The 16,622-nt window shown below is 67.0% G+C and carries 16 protein-coding genes; 12 read left to right on the top strand and 4 right to left on the bottom strand.

Annotation, left to right across the window (positions count from 1 at the left end):
* The first annotated feature begins 300 nt into the window (after window positions 1–300).
* The 4 genes from CXY91_RS19140 (at window position 301) to CXY91_RS19125 (ending at window position 3,598) form a co-directional block, all read left to right on the top strand.
* The gene (locus CXY91_RS19140) at window positions 301–792 is read left to right on the top strand and encodes a cupin (protein WP_100962826.1); all 492 of its coding nucleotides are present in this window, start codon (window positions 301–303) and stop codon (window positions 790–792) included.
* Between the two features lie 83 nt (window positions 793–875).
* A complete protein-coding gene (locus CXY91_RS19135; RefSeq protein ID WP_091842512.1) occupies window positions 876–1,331 on the top strand; it encodes a DUF4440 domain-containing protein in 456 nt (151 codons plus the stop codon).
* Window positions 1,332–1,361: 30 nt separating this feature from the next.
* The gene (locus tag CXY91_RS19130; protein WP_100962825.1) at window positions 1,362–2,582 is read left to right on the top strand and encodes an MFS transporter; all 1,221 of its coding nucleotides are present in this window, start codon (window positions 1,362–1,364) and stop codon (window positions 2,580–2,582) included.
* Between the two features lie 116 nt (window positions 2,583–2,698).
* Complete coding sequence (locus CXY91_RS19125; RefSeq protein ID WP_100962824.1) at window positions 2,699–3,598, top strand: LysR family transcriptional regulator; 900 nt, start codon at window positions 2,699–2,701, stop codon at window positions 3,596–3,598.
* Here CXY91_RS19125 and CXY91_RS19120 read toward each other — a convergent pair.
* Window positions 3,579–4,244, bottom strand: a complete 666-nt coding sequence (locus tag CXY91_RS19120; protein WP_158673497.1) for a peroxiredoxin-like family protein — start codon at window positions 4,242–4,244, stop codon at window positions 3,579–3,581. The two genes, CXY91_RS19125 and CXY91_RS19120, sit on opposite strands and share 20 nt — an antisense overlap.
* Before the next feature lie 135 nt (window positions 4,245–4,379).
* Here CXY91_RS19120 and CXY91_RS19115 point away from each other — a divergent pair, with 135 nt between their 5' ends.
* Genes CXY91_RS19115 through CXY91_RS19085 form a run of 7 tightly spaced genes read left to right on the top strand, consistent with a single transcriptional unit; the run spans window position 4,380 to window position 13,067 of the window.
* On the top strand, window positions 4,380–5,210 hold the full coding sequence (locus CXY91_RS19115; RefSeq protein ID WP_100962822.1) for a 3-hydroxybutyrate dehydrogenase: 831 nt from the start codon (window positions 4,380–4,382) through the stop codon (window positions 5,208–5,210).
* A 22-nt stretch (window positions 5,211–5,232) separates the two neighbouring features.
* On the top strand, window positions 5,233–6,552 hold the full coding sequence (locus tag CXY91_RS19110; protein ID WP_100962821.1) for an NAD(P)/FAD-dependent oxidoreductase: 1,320 nt from the start codon (window positions 5,233–5,235) through the stop codon (window positions 6,550–6,552).
* Window positions 6,552–7,646: a patatin-like phospholipase family protein gene (locus CXY91_RS19105; protein ID WP_248307554.1), complete on the top strand. Its 1,095-nt coding sequence runs from the start codon at window positions 6,552–6,554 to the stop codon at window positions 7,644–7,646. The genes CXY91_RS19110 and CXY91_RS19105 overlap by 1 nt, the downstream gene beginning before the upstream one ends.
* A gap of 40 nt (window positions 7,647–7,686) precedes the next feature.
* Complete coding sequence (locus CXY91_RS19100) at window positions 7,687–8,193, top strand: hypothetical protein (protein ID WP_100962820.1); 507 nt, start codon at window positions 7,687–7,689, stop codon at window positions 8,191–8,193.
* 25 nt (window positions 8,194–8,218) lie between these two features.
* The gene (locus CXY91_RS19095; protein WP_158673496.1) at window positions 8,219–10,114 is read left to right on the top strand and encodes an adenylate/guanylate cyclase domain-containing protein; all 1,896 of its coding nucleotides are present in this window, start codon (window positions 8,219–8,221) and stop codon (window positions 10,112–10,114) included.
* A gap of 8 nt (window positions 10,115–10,122) precedes the next feature.
* On the top strand, window positions 10,123–10,944 hold the full coding sequence (locus CXY91_RS19090; RefSeq protein WP_100962818.1) for an MBL fold metallo-hydrolase: 822 nt from the start codon (window positions 10,123–10,125) through the stop codon (window positions 10,942–10,944).
* Window positions 10,945–11,003: 59 nt separating this feature from the next.
* Window positions 11,004–13,067: a mechanosensitive ion channel family protein gene (locus CXY91_RS19085; protein WP_100962817.1), complete on the top strand. Its 2,064-nt coding sequence runs from the start codon at window positions 11,004–11,006 to the stop codon at window positions 13,065–13,067.
* Between the two features lie 297 nt (window positions 13,068–13,364).
* Here CXY91_RS19085 and CXY91_RS19080 read toward each other — a convergent pair whose 3' ends face one another.
* From CXY91_RS19080 to CXY91_RS19070, 3 genes are read right to left on the bottom strand one after another with little or no spacing between them, the layout of a single operon-like run.
* Window positions 13,365–14,675: a sensor histidine kinase gene (locus CXY91_RS19080; RefSeq protein ID WP_100962816.1), complete on the bottom strand. Its 1,311-nt coding sequence runs from the start codon at window positions 14,673–14,675 to the stop codon at window positions 13,365–13,367.
* Window positions 14,668–15,330 carry a response regulator transcription factor gene (locus tag CXY91_RS19075; protein WP_091842484.1) on the bottom strand — a complete coding sequence of 221 codons (663 nt, stop codon included), beginning with the start codon at window positions 15,328–15,330 and terminating at the stop codon, window positions 14,668–14,670. Before CXY91_RS19075 ends, CXY91_RS19080 begins: the two co-directional genes overlap by 8 nt.
* Window positions 15,327–15,665 (bottom strand): PepSY domain-containing protein, encoded by a 339-nt coding sequence (locus tag CXY91_RS19070; protein WP_100962815.1) that lies wholly within the window; start codon window positions 15,663–15,665, stop codon window positions 15,327–15,329. The genes CXY91_RS19075 and CXY91_RS19070 overlap by 4 nt, the downstream gene beginning before the upstream one ends.
* Before the next feature lie 107 nt (window positions 15,666–15,772).
* On the opposite strand from CXY91_RS19070, the gene CXY91_RS19065 reads away from it, so the two are divergent.
* On the top strand, window positions 15,773–16,522 hold the full coding sequence (locus CXY91_RS19065; RefSeq protein ID WP_100962814.1) for a hypothetical protein: 750 nt from the start codon (window positions 15,773–15,775) through the stop codon (window positions 16,520–16,522).
* Window positions 16,523–16,622: the final 100 nt, after the last annotated feature.

The following is a 16,622-nucleotide window of genomic DNA, read 5'->3' as shown; positions in this document are numbered from 1 at the left end:
CTCCATTGCCGCGCCGCAAAGGGCGCTCTTCAGGGAGTTCGCAGCGGCTCGATCAAGCGCCGTTCAACTCGCTTCACGGACCCGTGTCGATGCAGCGCTCTGAACAATGCTGACGGCAGTGGCGGAATGCGCAGCAGTCCAGCCTGCTCTGCGACGACGATCATGGCCCGCGATCGATGAGCAGGTGAAATAGCTTTCGGCTATCGAAACCAGAGAAAGCAGATATTTCAGCCGGCTCGATCTCTCCGGGATGCTGCCTTCCGGTCGCGGCATTGCGCGACATTCAGGAAGGAGACGGTCATGTCGAGACGATACGCACCTGCAATCCGCGGCCTGCTGGCGGGGGCCGCCTGCACCGCTGCGCTCATCCAGGGCATCAGTGCAGCGCAGGCCGGCACCTGCCCGGCCGACAAGCAATTGAAGCAGCCGCGCACGGTCGAGAACGCGCCCGACGTCGGCATCCGGCGCGAAACGCTGTCCGTCGTGAACGTCACCGGCTGGCGCAATCTCGGCGATCTGCGCCTGCGCACGCGCCGCCTGACCGTCGCGGTCAACGGTATCGTGCCCTTCCATCGCCATGACGACCGCCCCTCGATCGTCTATGTCGCCTCCGGCGAGATCATCGAGCACAGCGCCTTCTGCTCCGTCCCGATCATCCACCGGACCGGCGATTGGACGCCCGAATTCGGGCCCGGCCACGCCCATTGGTGGGAGAACAAATCGGGCAAGGAAGTGGTCCTGCTCTCCTCCGACATCGTCCCGCCGGACATGCTCGACGATCCCGACATGTAACGCCCGATCATGCCGATGCGGGCCGGCCTTCGCCGCCCGCCATCCGGTGCCCCGATCCAACCCGCATCCTGTCGGAGGTCGTCATGCTGACGAAGGTCTTCATCGCCCTGGTTGCCTTGTCCTTCGCCGCGCCCGCCGCGGCCGAGACCGAGACTGAACGTGCTGTCACATCGCTCTACGAGCGGTTCGTCGCCGCCCAGAATGCGCGCGACACCAAGGCGGTGCGGGCGTTGATGTGGGATTCGCCGAGTTTCGTCTGGATCAGCGATGGCAAGGCGTTCTGGGGCGCCGACCGGATGATCGAACGCATGAGCGCCTTCCAACGCTCCGATGTCTGGGAGGTGAAGCCGGATCGCGAGCGTGCGCGGGTCGTCGAGGTCAGCCCGGTCAGCGCAGTGCTCTACCAGCCGCTGAAGCTGACATTGGGTTCCAGGGCCGACCCGCAAAGGATCGCGTTCCTCGTCAACGTGCTGTGCGTGCGCACGCCCGACGGCTGGCGGGTCGGCGCGCTCTACACCACCGAGGAAAACCCGAACTGAGCCGGGCCCGGGCACGGCTGCATCCCGAGGATGGGAATGATGCGAAGCGAGAGCGCTCCGGCAGCCATGGCGATGCCGGTCACGAACCCGCGTTCCTGGCTGCGAACCTTCGTGATCGCGCTGACGGCCTTCCTTACGCTGGTCGATCTGTTCGCCATGCAGGCAATCCTGCCGGCGCTGATCCGGCACTATGGCACGAGCCCCGGCGTGATGGGCGTTGCGGTCAATGCGAGCACCATCGGCATGGCGCTGTCGAGCCTCGCCACATCCTATCTGAGCGCCTCGATCGACCGGCGCCGCGGCATCATGATCAGCCTCGCCCTGCTCGCGATACCGACCGCGCTGCTGGCCGGCGCGCCGAATCTTGCGACCTTCACCGGCCTGCGCGTGCTGCAGGGTGTGTTCATGGCCGCGGCCTTCACCTTGATGCTGGCCTATCTCGGCGAGCATTATTCGGCCAGTGACGGCGCGGCGGCCTTCGCGGCCTATATCGCTGGAAACGTCGCCAGCAACTTCTTCGGGCGGCTGCTGTCGGCCTCGGTCGCCGACCGGTTCGGGCTGCCCACCACCTTCTATGCTTTCGCCGTTCTCAATCTGGCGGGCGCCGTCCTGGTGCATGCCACCGTGCGGCGGGCCCCTCCGATGGCGACGGCTACGGCCCCCGTCACCGGCGCGTTGCGGCTGCATCTCGCCGATCCGCAGCTTCGCGCGAGCTTCGCGCTCGGCTTCCTGATCCTCTTCGCCTTCATCGGACTGTTCACCTATGTGAACCTCGTCCTGACCGCGCCGCCTTTGGCGCTCGGGATGATGGAGATCGGCTTCGTCTACTTCGTCTTCGCGCCCTCGGTCGCGACCACGCTCTTGGCGGGCTGGCTGGTGCTGCGCCTCGGCACACGGCGGAGTCTCCTGGCGAGCCTGGGCGTCGCGCTCGCCGGCTTGCCGCTGCTGCTGCTGCCGTCCCTGGCGGCCGTGCTCGGTGGGCTGGTCCTCTTCGCCATCGGCGCCTTCGCCGCGCAGGCGATCGCGACAGGCCATGTCGGCCGGACGGCGCAACGCGAACGCGGCGCGGCGAGTGGACTCTATCTCGCGAGCTATTTCCTCGGCGGCCTCGTGGGCAGCGTCATCTTGGGCCAGGTCTTCCAACGCTTCGGCTGGAGTGCGACCGTGCTCGCCATCGGCGTGACGCTGTCTGCGGCCGCTGGGCTTGCCATGACGCTCGACCGCGATGCGGGCGCAGCGGAGCGCGGATAGGCGGCGCGTTTCCGGCAGCTGCCTGTAACCAAACCGCCCGCGCCCGCGAATATCCACCCGATGGCGCCAGATCACCATCGAGCAGCGCGGCCAAGTCTGCCATCCGGGGGATTGGCATGGAAATGCATCAGATCCGCTATTTCCTGGCGGTCGCGCGCAGCCTGAACTTCACGCGCGCCGCGGAGCAGTGTCATGTCGCACAACCGTCGCTGACGCGCGCCATCCAGAAGCTAGAGGATGAGCTCGGCGGATTGCTCCTGCATCTCGAGCGGCAGAACACGCATCTCACCGAGCTCGGCCGGCTGATGCTGCCGCATCTGGAGCGCACCTATGTCGCGGCTCAGGCGGCGAAGGAACTGGCGCGCGGCGTCAGCAAGGGCGACATGGCGCATTTGCGCCTCGGCATCCTCGAAACGGTTTCCGCGGCGGTGCTGGCGGGCCTGCTCGAAAGCCTCAACACCTGCCTCAACGGTTTCGATCTCACGCTCGTAAGACTGCCGCACAGGGATCTCGTCGCCCGCGCTCTGGAGGGCGATTTCGATCTGGTCTTCCTGAGCGATGCGGTGGAGTTGCCCGAGCGCATGCGCAGCTGGTCGCTCTTCCGGGAAGGCAGCCGGCTTGTCGCGCCGCAGAGCCATCCTCTGACTTGCAAGACCAGCATCGCGCTCGACGATCTCGTCGGCGCTGAGATGATCGATCAGATCAGCTGCGTCGATCACGAGCGCTTTAAGTTCGTCTGCGCCTGCAAGGATGTCGCGGTGCGCTTCCGCCATCATGTGCAGGGCACCGACGAATTGCAGCGTCTGGTCCGGTCCGGCTTCGGCCTCGGCGTGCTGCCGGCGAGCGTCCCGCTGATCGAAGGCCTGGCGATGATCCCCTTCGAGGAGACCATCCCGGCGCGCAGCGTTGCCGTTGCGGTGGTCGCCGGCCGCCCCTTCCAGACCGCAACGGAGGCCTGCCTGCGCCTCGCGCGGTCCCGCGACTGGGACGATGCGGTCAGGCTGGCGCCGCTTTGAGCCGGGTCAGTGTCGCCAGGATCTCGGCCGGATCCATGCGATAGCGGAAATCCGGCTCGACGAAGGCTGAGGCGATCTGACCGTCGGGCGCCACCACATAGGTCGCCGGGATCGGCAAGAACCAGGACGGGTTCCCGTTGATGCGCGCCAGATCGTAGCCGAGATGCTCATAGATTTCGCGCACCTCGCCAGGCACAGAGATGACGAGCCCGAACGCCAGTGCGAGGCCGAGATCGACGTCGCTGAGTACGTCGAACGGCAAATCGTGCTGGCGTGCGACCGCCAGCCCGCGACCGCCGATCTCGCAGGAGACCACGGCGACGCGCCCACCCAGCGCGGCGATCGCGTCATGGGCATCGCGCAGCGCCGTCAGCTCGGTCTGGCAATAGGAACACCAGGCACCGCGATAGAAACTGAGCACGAGCGGCCCGGTCGAGAGAAGCTCGGCCGAGGTGACGAAGCGGCCATCGGCCGCGGTCAGACCGAAGGCCGGCATCGCGTCGCCGGCCCGCAAGGCCCCGGCCCCAGCACCGCTTCGTGCAAGATGCTCGACCATACGGTCATAGGCCTGCGCGATCTGCGGGCGCTCGCGCGCGAGCCATTGGCGCAGCTCGGCAAGGCGTTCGGCAAGGGACGTGTCGCTCATGAGGCGAGGCTGCTCGCGCCGCCCGGCCGCGGCAACAAAAATCGCCATAGCCGGCGGCTATGGTCACGACAGCGCATCGGCATTTCCCGGAGCCGGCCGCCATCCGCATCCTCTTCCGCAGCAAGGAGAGATGCGATGAACGTCCACGCCACAGCCGCTTCCGCGACCACCAGCCATCCACGCCCTCTCGCAGGCCGGACCGCCGTCGTCACTGGCTCCACCAGCGGCATCGGCCTGGGCATTGCGAAGGCGTTGGCGGGCGCTGGAGCCAATCTCGTCATCAACGGCTTCGGCGATCCGCGCAGCATCGAGCAGACGCGTCTGAGCCTGGAGGCAGCCGGCGACGTCACCGTGCGCTTCGACGGCAGCAATCTCGCCGAACCGGCCGGCGTAGCCGCGCTGATCGAGGGCGCGGTGGCGGCTTTCGGCCAGGTCGACATCCTCGTCAACAATGCCGGCATCCAGCATGTCGCGCCGGTCGAGGCCTTTCCGGTCGAGCTTTGGGACGCGATCATCGCGCTCAACCTCTCGGCAGCCTTCCACGCCACGCGGGCCGTCTTCGCCGGAATGAAGGAGCGCAGCTTCGGCCGGATCGTGAACGTCGCCTCTGCGCATGGCCTCGTCGGTTCGCCGTTCAAGTCGGCTTATGTCGCCGCCAAGCACGGCATCGTCGGTTTCACCAAGGCAGTCGCGCTGGAGGGCGCCGAATACGGCGTCACCGTCAATGCAATCTGCCCCGGCTATGTCTGGACGCCGCTCGTCGAGAAGCAGATCGAGGAACAGGCCAAGGCGCACGGCATCGCACGCGACCGCGTCGTCAAGGAGATCCTGCTCGCGGCCCAGCCCAACAAGCGCTTCGCGACCGTCGAGGAGATCGGCGCCCTGGCCGTCTTCCTCGCCTCCGAGGCTGGCGCCTCGATGACCGGCACGGCGATCCCGGTCGACGGTGCCTGGACGGCTCACTGATCAGCAAAGCGAGGAATTCGCCATGGCCGCCATAGCGACGACACCTACCGTTCCGCGGGTTGTGATCATCGGCGCAGGCTTCGGCGGCCTCGCTGCGGCGCACGCCCTGAAGCATGCGCCCGTCGACCTGACGATCGTCGACCGGCGCAATTTCCACCTGTTCCAGCCGCTGCTCTATCAGGTCGCGACCGCCAGCCTCTCGCCGGCCGACATCGCCGCGCCGATCCGCTCGGTGCTGCGTGGCCAGGCCAATGCCCGCGTCGTGCTCGACAAGGTCGTCGATGTCGATCGCCGCGCCCGCCGCGTGGTAACCGAGAACGGCCGCAGCATCCCCTTCGACTATCTCGTCGTCGCGACAGGCGCCCGGCACAGCTATTTCGGCCGTGACGACTGGGCCGTGGCTGCGCCGGGGATCAAGACGGTCGACGATGCGACCCGCGTCCGCGCCAAGATCCTCAAGGCGCTGGAGGAAGCGGAGCTCGAAGACGACGAGGCGATCCGCAAGGCACTGCTGACCTTCGTCATCGTCGGCGGCGGCCCGACAGGCGTCGAGATGGCGGGCGCCATCGCCGAGCTCGTCCGCCATGCGGCCGGCCGCGACTTCCGCCGCATCAGTTCCGACAACATCAGCATCGTGCTGGTCGAGGCCGGGGCGCGCATCCTCCCGGGCTTCCGCGAGGAGCTGAGCAGCTCGGCTCATCATGCGCTCGAAGCCATGGGCGTCAGCGTCGCAATCAGGACCATGGTGATCGATGTCTCGGACGAGGGAGTGATGCTGGGCGCGATGCGCCTTCCGGCCCGGACCGTGATCTGGGCCGCGGGCGTCAAGGCCTCGCCTGCCGGGCGCTGGCTCGATGCTCCGGTCGATCGCGCCGGCCGAGTGAAGGTCGAGGCGGATTTCTCGCTGCCGGACGATCCCGCGATCTTCGTCATCGGCGACACGGCCGCCTATGCCGGAACGGACGGCGCCATGCTGCCGGGTGTCGCCCCGGCGGCGAAGCAGGCCGGGCATTGGGTGGGCAGTCTGATCGCGACGCGCGTTCTCTCGGCGCCCGAGCCCATGCCGTTCCGCTATCGCGATGCCGGTTCGATGGCCACCATCGGCAGAAAATTCGCGATCGTCGACCTGGGCTGGCTCCGGCTCACGGGCTTTCCGGCCTGGCTGCTCTGGTCGGCCGCACATGTCTGGTTCCTGATCGGCTTCCGTAGCCGGCTCTCCGTCGCGACGAGCTGGCTCTGGTCCTACCTGACCTATGAGCGCGGCGCCCGCCTGATTACCGGCCGCGAGATCGCGCTGGCCAGGCCCGCGACAGAAACCCTCCAGCAGAAGGACGCCGCCTGATGTCCCCGTCGACCGTTCTCGATCACGAAGCCCGCTCGCAGCCGGAAGGCATGGCGGATGTCCCGGGCGCCGATGCGCCGACCATCAATCTCGCCCTCCAGGGCGGCGGCGCCCATGGCGCCTTCGGCTGGGGTGTGCTCGACATGCTGCTGGAGGACGGGCGCATCGAGATCGACGGCCTGTCCGCGACCAGCGCCGGTGCGATGAACGCCGTCGTCTACGCCTATGGCAAAATGGCCGGCGGCAAGGCGCATGCCCGCGAATTGCTGGAGCTCTTCTGGCATCGGATCAGTCGCGCCGGCCGGACCGCCAGCCCCTACCAGCAGACCCCCTTCGATCTCTGGCTGGAGGGTTTCGGCGTCAAGGAGCCGGTCAGCTACCGCTTCTTCGAGGCCCTGACCCGGACCTTCTCGCCGCACCAGCTCAATCCGCTCGGCTTCAACCCCTTGCGCGACGTGCTGACCAGCGTCGTCGACTTCGACGCCCTGCGGGCGTGCCGCTGCACCCGCCTGCGGCTCTGCGCGACCAATGTGAAGACCGGCAAGCCGCAGATCTTCACCAATGAGATGATGTCGCCGGAGGTCGTCCAGGCCTCCGCTTGCCTGCCGATGCTGTTCCAGGCCGTGGAGGTCGACGGCCATCACTATTGGGATGGCGGCTATGTCGGCAATCCCGCGATCTACCCGCTGATCTACGATGCGCAGGCGCGCGACATTCTCGTCGTCCACATCAATCCGATCGTGCGGCCGGACGTGCCGAACGACCCCTCCGAGATCTTCAACAGGATCAACGAGATCAGCTTCAATTCCTCGCTGATCCGCGAGATGCGGGCGATCGCCTTCGCCACCAAGCTGATCGATGAGGATTGGATCCGCCCCGAGCACCGCGACAAGCTGCGGCGCGTCTTCATCCACGCGATCCGCTCAGACGATGCGATGGCCGAATTCTCGATCGCGTCGAAGTTCAACACGAGCTGGTCTTTCCTGACGCGCCTGCGCGATCTCGGCCGCGCCGCGGCGGCGCAGTGGATCGCCGCGCATCTCGACGACATTGGCCAGCGCTCCACCGTCGACCTTCACCAGGAATACCTCTGAACCGCCAGTTCCGCGGCAACCGACTTCCAAGGAGGATCTCATGAGCATGACGACCGCCACCAACACACCGGGGGTTATCGCCCGCCTGGTCCCCACCGCCCGCCAGAGCTGGCATCTCGTGCTCGGAGGCTTCGCCGCCACCGGCTTCTACGAGATCTGGGCCAATTGGCCGACGCAGCTCTTCGCGGGCTTTCCACTCGAACCGCCGGCGCTGGTCAAGCTGCTGTTCCAGCGCCAGTTCGGCCTTTCCGTTCCGGATGTCTGGGCCAAGGCGCTGCACTACGTCACCGGCTTCATCTTCTACCCTCTCGGCTACTGGCTGACGACACGGCTGGTGCGGCTCGGCCATCCCGCCGATGGCTGGCTCTGGGGGGTGGTCACCTACTTCATCGCGCTCGGCCTGCTGGCGCCGCTAGCCGGCCTGCCTTTCCTGCTGATCGGCGACAACCTGCAGCTCTCCCTGATGAGCCTGATCGGCCATGCCATCTTCGGCTATGTGCTGGCGGTGGTGTTCCAGGCCCTCGAAACCACCCATCCCTCCGGCTGACGGCCGGCCGTTGCGGGAGGCCACGATGCGCACGGGCCTGCAGACCATCCTGACGACGCTTGCGCTCGGTTGCGTGCTGATCGTGGCTGGCAGCGTGCATATCGCCTGGTGGCGAACCGCGACGCGCAACAGCACGGCGCTTGCCATCGAGATCGAGCGACAGGTCACGACCTCGGTCCGCCACGAGTGGTGGGCGCAGGTCACCGGCGCAGAAGCCGCCTGGGGCGCCGCCGCCAGGCTGATCGAACGGGACAGCTCGCTCGCCGCACGCGACGCGGCCCTGACGCAGCCGCTTGGAAGCATGTCGCTCGTCACCGCGCTGGCCCATGAGGGGACGAAGGGCACCGTCGCGGCGATCGAGCCCGGCAAGCGCGGCGGCGAGCCCCGGCTGCAGACCGTGGCCGGGATCTGGCCGGCGGCCGATGCCTCCACACCGGGCTGGGTTTCCGCCATCGACCCAGCCGAGGCAGAGCCAGCGGTTGCCTATGTCGGCCGGCTGTCCGATGGCAGTCGCCTCGGCGCCTTCGTGGCACTCTCGCAATTCTCCAGGCTCCTCGGGCAGATCGCGGTCGGCCGGACCGGCGGCGCGGCGGTCATCGACCCCGCCGGCCGCCTTGTCGTCGAGCCGGCCGGCCATGACCGGGATCGCACGAAGCTGATCAAGGTCAGCCGCCGCATCGGCGCAGCGCTGGCGCAGCGGGCGGAGCAAAGCGAGCCGGTGCCCGAACGCATCGCCGTCGAGCTGGCCGGGGAGCGCTTCGCCGTCGGGCTGTCGCCACTGCATTTCCAAGGCTGGCAGTTCGCTGTCATCGTGCCGGAAAGCGACTTCCTGGGGGAGATCGATGCGACCACCCGCCGCGTGGGCATTGGCCTTGCCCTCGCCATCGCCCTGGCGGGACTGGTCGCCGCTGCTCTGGCGAAACTGCTGCTGGTCCAGCCGATCCGTGCGGTGGTCGCCGATCTGGCCCATCTCGAACGCTTCGAGCTCGACGCATTGGTCCATCGTCGTTCGCGCCTGATCGAGATCGACCAACTTTCCGCGGCCCTCGCGCGCATGGCGGCGGGGCTGGCGAATTTCGGCCGCTTCATCCCCGTCGATCTGGTGCGGGAACTGGTCGCGCATGGCGGCCGGGCCGAGCCGGGCGGCACGTCGGCGCGCATCACCATCCTGTTCGCCGACCTCGCCGGCTTCACACGTCTAGCCGAGCGCCTCGGGCCGGCCGTGCTGCCGGTCGCCAGCCGGTTTCTAGAACTCGCCTCGGAAGCGGTGGAGCGGCGTGCAGGCACGGTCGACAAGTTCATCGGCGACGCGGTCATGGCCTTCTGGGGTGCCCCGCGGCCGCAGCCGCATACGGCCCTGGAAGCCTGCCGTGCCGCGCTCGCCATCGTCGCGGAGACGACAGCGGCCGGGTTGATGGATGCCGAAGGCCAGCCGCTCAAGGTGCGCGTCGGCCTGCATTCGGGCGAGGCCATCATCGGCAATATCGGATCGCGGACCCGGCTGAACTACACCGCGATCGGCGACAGCGTGAACCTCGCGAGCCGGCTTGAAGGTGCCAACAAAGCCTATGGCACCGCGATCCTGATCAGCGAGGAGACACGGCGCGAAGCGGGCCAAGCCATCCTCGTGCGCGAGGTCGACAGCATCGCAGTCTACGGGCGCGACCTTGGCGTCACCGTCTATGAGCTCCTCGGACTGTCCGCGACGACGATCTGCCCGGCCTGGGTCGAGTGCTACGAGCGGGCACTCGCCGCCTATCGGCAGCGCCGCTTCCGCGATGCGCTGCACCTCATCGAGACCTGCCTGGCGCAGAAGCCGGGCGACGGCCCGGCCGTGGCGCTGGCGGAGCGCTGCCGAGATCTGCTCACGGCCCCGCCGCCGCCGGACTGGCAGCCCGTTCACGCTTTGCAGACGAAGTGAGGTTTGCGATGAGCGATTTCAGCGTCCGGTTCTGGGGCACACGCGGCTCGATGCCGGTGTCGGGCGAGCATTTCCGCACCTTCGGCGGCAACACGATCTGCATCGAGGTCGCGATCGGTGAGCAAACCTTCATCGTCGACTGCGGATCGGGCGCGGTCGAGCTGGGACGCGCCCTGCTTGCAGGGGGACGGCGCTCGGCCTGGCTGCTCCTAACCCATGTCCATCTCGACCATGTCATCGGGCTGACCGGATTCGCCCCGCTCTTCAGCCCGGATTTCACCCTCGGCATTCGCGCGCCGCGCCGAACCGACATCAGCGTTCATCAGAGCTTGAGACTGTTGTTCCAGGAGCCACTGAGCCCGATCGGATTCGCCTCGCTGCCGGTACGTCTGGACGCCGCGAGCTTCGAAGCAGGCCTGAACATCACCCTGGACGACACCGTCATCCGTACCGTCACCCTGCGCCACGGCGTCGCCACTTGCGGCTATCGTTTCGACCATGGCGACCGTGCCTTCGTGATCCTGACAGATCACGAGCACATGGGCGACGCGCCCGATCCCGATCTGGTCCGCTTCTGCCGCGATGCCGACCTGATCGCCTATGACGCGATGTGGTGCGCCGACAGCGACTACCCGGCGCATCGCGATTGGGGGCATTCGACTTGGCAGGCCGGGCTCGCATTGATGCGGGCGGCGGGCGCCCGACGGCTCGCCTGCCTTCATCACGCGCCGACTGCGGACGACGCTGTGCTGCGTGACCGCGAGGCGCGCCTGCAGTTGCTGGCGCCCGAGAGCTTCTTCGCCCGCGACGGCGATGTCAGCTCGCTCTGAAGCGCCGGCTGACATGAGCCGCCTGCACCACGAGACGTCTTGACCGCGCGGAGGGAGCCATGTCCGAGCGACCGCAGATAGGCGAACGCATGCCAGTGAACCTCACGCGGCATTGTTCCGCGATGTTCCCCCTTGCCGCTTGCGCTGCGATCGGATGGATGAGTGCGGCGTGGGCGAGTGCCGAGGCCTCCTCCGTCGGCATCACGATGCAACGAAGCCTCGTCAGCTATCTGGCGCAGGGCCTCACCGCCATCCGGGACCTGTTCTGGCCGATCCTGACCGCGATTCCGCGGATTCCCGGCGAAACCAGCGATGCGGCCGCTCGTATACTGACCAGCGGCCATCCCGGACTTCTCTGGCGCGCTGCCTGCATCGTGGCGCTGTTGTTGTTGCTTCCGCATGCCATGCGCCGGGGAATCTCGCGCCCAAGGGCGCGCATGAGTGCCTCGAGAACGACGCGGCTCATGTCCGCTTTCGCGTGTGATGTCGGCGACCTGATCGTGATGTTGCTGGCAGCGGCCATCCTGGTTGAGATTGCATTGGGCGACAGTACGCTCATGGCCCGGCTGGGGATCGCCGTGGTCGATACCGTGCTCCGGTTCAGAATCATCATGACGGCCGTCAGGATATTGCTGCGCCCGAGCGAGCCGCCGCTGCGCCTCATCTCGGCCAGCGATGCCCAAGTCCGGCGTGCCATGCCGTTCCTGACGGCCTCGCTGTTCCTGGCCGTCGCCTTCGTAACGGTCATACCGCTGCTGCTTGAAGCCGGAATGAGCTGGCCCGCCGGGCAGGCTTCGGGCGTAGCGGCGGGGATCATCGCCACCGCGTTGATGTGGACCGCGGCACGCCGCTTCCACGCCGAGGCTCCGACGCGCCTGCCGGTGTGCGAAATCGGCTCCGGTATCGCCATCGGTGCCGCCGGGATTGCCTGGATCTATGGCGTCATGTCCCTCGACTTTCCATTCTACGTCGCGACGATCTCGATCGGCGGGATCGTCGTCGGAGCGTTCATCGTCGATCGGCTCCTGCAGGCCTACTGCAACGCCCATGGGGAGGAGCGAGCGAATGCGTCCCTGCCATGGCACCTGGCGCGAGCGCTTGTTACAATCGTGCGCCTTGCCGCGACGCTGGGCGTGGTTCTGATCGTTGCCCGGTTTCTCGCGATGGACTTTCCAGCCTGGCTCGGGGAGCCGCGCTGGATCGAGGTCAATGAGAGTATCGCGCGGGCGGCTGTGGTCATCATCGTCGCCTATGCCCTGTCGGCCTTGGTCAGCACCTGGATCCGCGCCAGATTCGTGACCGTCACCCGCTATGTCCCGGGTGGGGACAACGAATTCCAGCCCGGTTCGCGGCTCCTGACCGTCATTCCTCTGCTCCAGTGGGGGATCACCTTCCTCCTGCTGGGAACGGGGATTCTGGTCGCTCTCGGAGAGCTGGGGGTCAACATCGCTCCGCTGCTCGCAGGCGCCGGCATTTTTGGGCTCGCTCTCAGTTTCGGCGCCCAATCACTCGTGCGCGATATCATTTCCGGCCTGTTCTACATGGCGGACGACGCCTTTCGCATCGGCGAATACATTCAGGCCGGGCAACTCAAGGGGACGGTGGAGAGCATCTCGCTTCGCTCCGTCCGACTTCGCCACCACCATGGCCAGGTGCATACCGTTCCGTTCGGCCAACTCGGCTCCGTGACAAACAGCAGTCGCGACTGGCTGATCGTCAAGTTCAACCTGCGGCTGGCGCGCGACGTCGATCTCGAACTGGTGCGCAAGACCGTCAAGAAGGTCGGCGAAGAGCTGCTGGCCGATCCGGAGTTCGCACCCGAATTCCTCGAGCAGCTCAAGCTGCAGGGCGTCGCCGATATTCAGGAGGCGGCGCTCGTCGTGCGTCTCAAATTCACGGTTCGGCCAGGAAAGCCAACCGAGATCCGCCGAGAGGCACTGAAGAGGATCATGACAGTGTTCGCCGAGCGCGGCATCGCCTTCGCGTCCCACTCGGTGGTGGTGCACGGTGCGATGGATCACCCGGATGTCGCTGCCGGCGTCATGACAGCCACGACGAGAGGCCTCCTCACGGCGCAGCAATCCGAGCCTCGCGCAAACGTGGCCGACGGGGGCCGACCCTAATGCCGATGGTGCATGTGAAGCGCGGGATCCTCGAACAAGACATGACAGCCAGCGTATACCGAGAGCTGAATTCCAGCCGGCGCGCCCGCAACACCGAATGCAGCAGCTTGCTTTCTCGATGGCAGGCGGAAACGGGAAATGAGGGCTCAGAGGGCCCAACCGCCGCTTGGGATGTATCGGCTGTAGGGCAATTTCGCTCCTCGAACGGCCGGCTTCCGGCAGCGCAGCAGAGCCAGCTATTGGCGCATCACCGGCAGCAAGGCCGCGCCCAGGAGACCGAGTGTGGCGGAATTTTCGCTAATCAGCGCTTGGGAGGGTCAGTTTGACAAGCAGACCCGGCTGCAGCTGGTTCAAGCTGACGTCACCTCCGTAAAGGGCCGCGATCTCTCGCGTGATCGGGAGACCAAATCCTGTTCCTGGCGTGACCTCATCGAGCCGCCCGCCGCGGCTTAGGGCAACCTCCGCCGCGTTCGCGCTGATGCCTACGCCGTCGTCCCGAACACTTATGACGACGCTGTGTTGAAGGCGCTCGGCGCTGATCGCGACGTCCGATGCCGCCCATTTGCAGGCGTTGTCGAGGAGGTTGCCGCACATCTCGTTGACGTCGTTGACGTCGCAGGCCAGCTCGATGTCGCCCGGTATCGAGACGCTGAAGCGCAGGCTGCGATCGACGTGGATCTTGGACAGCGCCAGAACGAGATCGTCGATCTGGGGGGCGAGCCGTGTCCGGAAATGTCGCCCCCCGAGCAGCGCAGCGGAGCGTGCACGACGCAGATGATGGGCGATGCGCCTGTCCATACCCTCGACCAGCGCGCGCAAAGCTTCGCGATCGACATCGTGTCCGGGCCTGAGCTCCGCCGCGAGCGTCGCCAAGGGCGTCTTCAGGCCATGGGCGAGATTGCCGATATGACTCCGTGCACGCTCGGTCTGGTCGGCATTTTGAGCAAGCAACGCATTGAGTTCGACGACCAGGTCGGCCACTTCGGCCGGCTGACTCTCCGGGACACTGCGCGTGCGGCCGGCGCGCACTTCCGCCAGCGCGCGCGATAGGCGCCGCAGCGGCAGCAGGACGAGGAAGACCTGAGCCGTGACCGCGCCCATCAGCGCGAGCGCAAGGGCGCCCAGCGTGATGGCCAGCGTCCTCCGTGCGGTACGGATCGGCGCGCTGAGCGCTTCGCGCGGCGCTGCCGCGACGAGTTCGAAGGGCTCGGAGCCGCTCGCGAGCCGAACCGTCCGGTGGCGCAAATGCAGCGGCTCTTCGCGCGGCCCCTTGATCGGCTCCGTCAGGGCCAGTGTCGCGTCACCGAGCGAGCGCGAGCGCAGCAGTGCATCGCCTCCCGTCACCTGCCAGTACCAGCCCGACAAGGCCCGGTCGTAGGGCGGCAGATCGAGATCGCGCCGCAGCCGGACCGCACCGTCCGAGCCGACGGTGAGCGCCGAGGCAAGTGCCAGCAGCTGCGCATCGAGGCGTTGGTCGATCTGCAGGGCCGTGAACCGGTCGAGCGCGCGGTCGATCACCACGCCAGCGATCAGGAGAGCGATCAGGACGAAGGTGACCGCAGCCAGCCAGAGCCGACGCGCAAGCGAAGGACGGCGCCGATCAGCCATCGCAGACCAGCCGGTAGCCGAGACCTCGGGCCGTCTCGATCCGCCCGGCGCCGATCTTCTTGCGCAGCCGCGCGACGATGACCTCGAGGGAGTTGGAATCGGTTTGGGCGTCGCCCTCATAAACCCGCTCGAACAGCTCCCCGCGCTGCACCGTCAAGCCTTTACGCAGGATCAACGTCGAGAGGACGCGCCATTCCAGAGCTGTCAGCTTGAGCGGCAGCCCCTCGAAGGTGAAGGTCGCGATCTGCGCGTTGAAGCGCAGCGGCCCGCAAACGATCTCGGGATTGGCGTGCCCCGCGGCGCGCCGCACCAGGGCACGCAGCCGCATGATCACCTCTTCGACCCGCACCGGCTTGACGAGGTAATCATCGGCGCCGGCCTTGAAACCCTCGACCTTGCTGGTCCAGTCGTCGCGGGCGGTCAGCACGAGGATCGGCAGCTGTCGCTGGCTGCGGCGCCATTCGGCGATGATCCGCAGGCCATCCACCTTGGGCAGGCCGAGATCGACGAGCGCGGCATCATAGGTTTCGGTCGAGCCCAGATGCAGCCCGTCTTCGCCGTCCCTGGCAAGATCGACGGCGCAGCCCTCCGCCCGCAAAGCGTCGCACAGCGAGCGCGACAGGGCCGGATCGTCCTCGATCACCAGAAGCTTCATGGCGCCGGCCGCTTTGTCGCAGGGCCACGCAGCGCACGGGCAAGATCGGGCCCCTCGGCGCTGAGATATCGACCGTCGATCGCAGCGATCCGCACGCTGATCACATCCCCCACTGGAGTCAGCAGCCTGACGTCGTAGACTTCATCTCCGGGTTCATCGTCTTCGGCGTCGTCGAGTTCGACATCGATGACCTCGCCCATGACGCGCTCCTGCGCCACTGCGGCCGCCCGGGCTTCACCGATCCGTGCCTGGCCGATCTTGCCGGACGGTGCCGCGCCGGCCGCGCCGATACCGCATAGGCAGGCTAGAAGCGCGAGGGCGATCAGCGTTCTCATCGTGGTGGCCTATCGGAGCCGCCTGAACCGAAACTGAACGGAAAGGTTCAGGCTGGTGATGGCGATGTCGGTTCAGGATACGCTTCATCGCAACAGGAGTTTCGCTGATGTCCCTGAAATCATATCTTCCTCTTGCCATCCTGGCGCCGGCCGCCGTCGTAGCGAGCCTGTCGGGCATCGTCTCCGCCGTCGGTCAGCCGGCCCCGCCGTCTTCGACCCAGAGTGTCGGCATGGTGCGTCTGGAGGGTGAGGTTCGCGAGGTCTTCGGCAACAAGGTCATCGTCGAGGGGCCTGCCGGACGAACGCTCGTCGAGACCGGCCCCGAGGGGCGCGTGCGCGCACCGCTCGCGCCGGGAGACAAGGTCGTCGTCGACGGCATGCAACGCGACGGTTTCGTCCATGCCTCGGCAATCGCGAAAGCGGGCGGTCCGCGCATCGAACTCGGCCGTGGGCCCGATGCCGGACCGGGCGAGCGCCCCGGCAGCCGCCGCGGAGCCGACGCGGCCTATCGCGCGGACGCCGTCATACAGGCCGTGACCACGGCCGGCTTCCGCGATGCCCGCGTGATCGACGTCAAGAAGCATCACGCCGAGGTTGCGGCTGTTGCAGCGGACGGTCGCAGCTATGAGCTCCATGTCGAGTTCGACGGCCGCATCAGGAAGCAGGAAGACACGACGTTGGTGCGCGACGAGGGCGCGATCAAGACACTGATCGAGAAGGCAGGCTTCGCCTATGCCGGCCAGATGCGCCCCGAGAAGAAGCACATGGTCGTCTCGGCGACCAACTCGCGCGGCGAGAAGGTCGAGCTTGACGTTCATCGCGACGGCTCGATCCGCAAGGAACGCCGGGTCTTTTGACAGTCGGGGCAAGCGGGCAGCTTTGGAGACGACGATGCAGCCCGCCGCTCCAGCCAGACGGATAGTTGACCATCTGGTTTCCGGCCAAGGCTCACTGCAC

The sequence above is a fragment of the Allobosea sp. FBZP-16 genome (assembly GCF_002831785.1).
GTDB classification, from domain to species: domain Bacteria; phylum Pseudomonadota; class Alphaproteobacteria; order Rhizobiales; family Beijerinckiaceae; genus Allobosea; species Allobosea lupini.
Note: the sequence above shows the minus strand (reverse complement) of the source record. Positions and strands in the feature narration are given on the sequence as shown.

Bases quoted from the DNA above. Each gene is read 5' to 3' on its own strand.
- CXY91_RS19135 (WP_091842512.1), top strand. From the start codon at position 876: ATGCTGACGAAGGTCTTCATCGCCCTGGTTGCCTTGTCCTTCGCCGCG.
- CXY91_RS19100 (WP_100962820.1), top strand. From the start codon at position 7,687: ATGAGCATGACGACCGCCACCAACACACCGGGGGTTATCGCCCGCCTG.
- CXY91_RS19105 (WP_248307554.1), top strand. From the start codon at position 6,552: ATGTCCCCGTCGACCGTTCTCGATCACGAAGCCCGCTCGCAGCCGGAA.
- CXY91_RS19095 (WP_158673496.1), top strand. From the start codon at position 8,219: ATGCGCACGGGCCTGCAGACCATCCTGACGACGCTTGCGCTCGGTTGC.
- CXY91_RS19140 (WP_100962826.1), top strand. From the start codon at position 301: ATGTCGAGACGATACGCACCTGCAATCCGCGGCCTGCTGGCGGGGGCC.
- CXY91_RS19080 (WP_100962816.1), bottom strand. From the start codon at position 14,675: ATGGCTGATCGGCGCCGTCCTTCGCTTGCGCGTCGGCTCTGGCTGGCT.
- CXY91_RS19090 (WP_100962818.1), top strand. From the start codon at position 10,123: ATGAGCGATTTCAGCGTCCGGTTCTGGGGCACACGCGGCTCGATGCCG.
- CXY91_RS19120 (WP_158673497.1), bottom strand. From the start codon at position 4,244: ATGAGCGACACGTCCCTTGCCGAACGCCTTGCCGAGCTGCGCCAATGG.
- CXY91_RS19110 (WP_100962821.1), top strand. From the start codon at position 5,233: ATGGCCGCCATAGCGACGACACCTACCGTTCCGCGGGTTGTGATCATC.
- CXY91_RS19070 (WP_100962815.1), bottom strand. From the start codon at position 15,665: ATGAGAACGCTGATCGCCCTCGCGCTTCTAGCCTGCCTATGCGGTATC.
- CXY91_RS19125 (WP_100962824.1), top strand. From the start codon at position 2,699: ATGGAAATGCATCAGATCCGCTATTTCCTGGCGGTCGCGCGCAGCCTG.
- CXY91_RS19085 (WP_100962817.1), top strand. From the start codon at position 11,004: ATGTCCGAGCGACCGCAGATAGGCGAACGCATGCCAGTGAACCTCACG.
- CXY91_RS19130 (WP_100962825.1), top strand. From the start codon at position 1,362: ATGGGAATGATGCGAAGCGAGAGCGCTCCGGCAGCCATGGCGATGCCG.
- CXY91_RS19065 (WP_100962814.1), top strand. From the start codon at position 15,773: ATGTCCCTGAAATCATATCTTCCTCTTGCCATCCTGGCGCCGGCCGCC.
- CXY91_RS19075 (WP_091842484.1), bottom strand. From the start codon at position 15,330: ATGAAGCTTCTGGTGATCGAGGACGATCCGGCCCTGTCGCGCTCGCTG.
- CXY91_RS19115 (WP_100962822.1), top strand. From the start codon at position 4,380: ATGAACGTCCACGCCACAGCCGCTTCCGCGACCACCAGCCATCCACGC.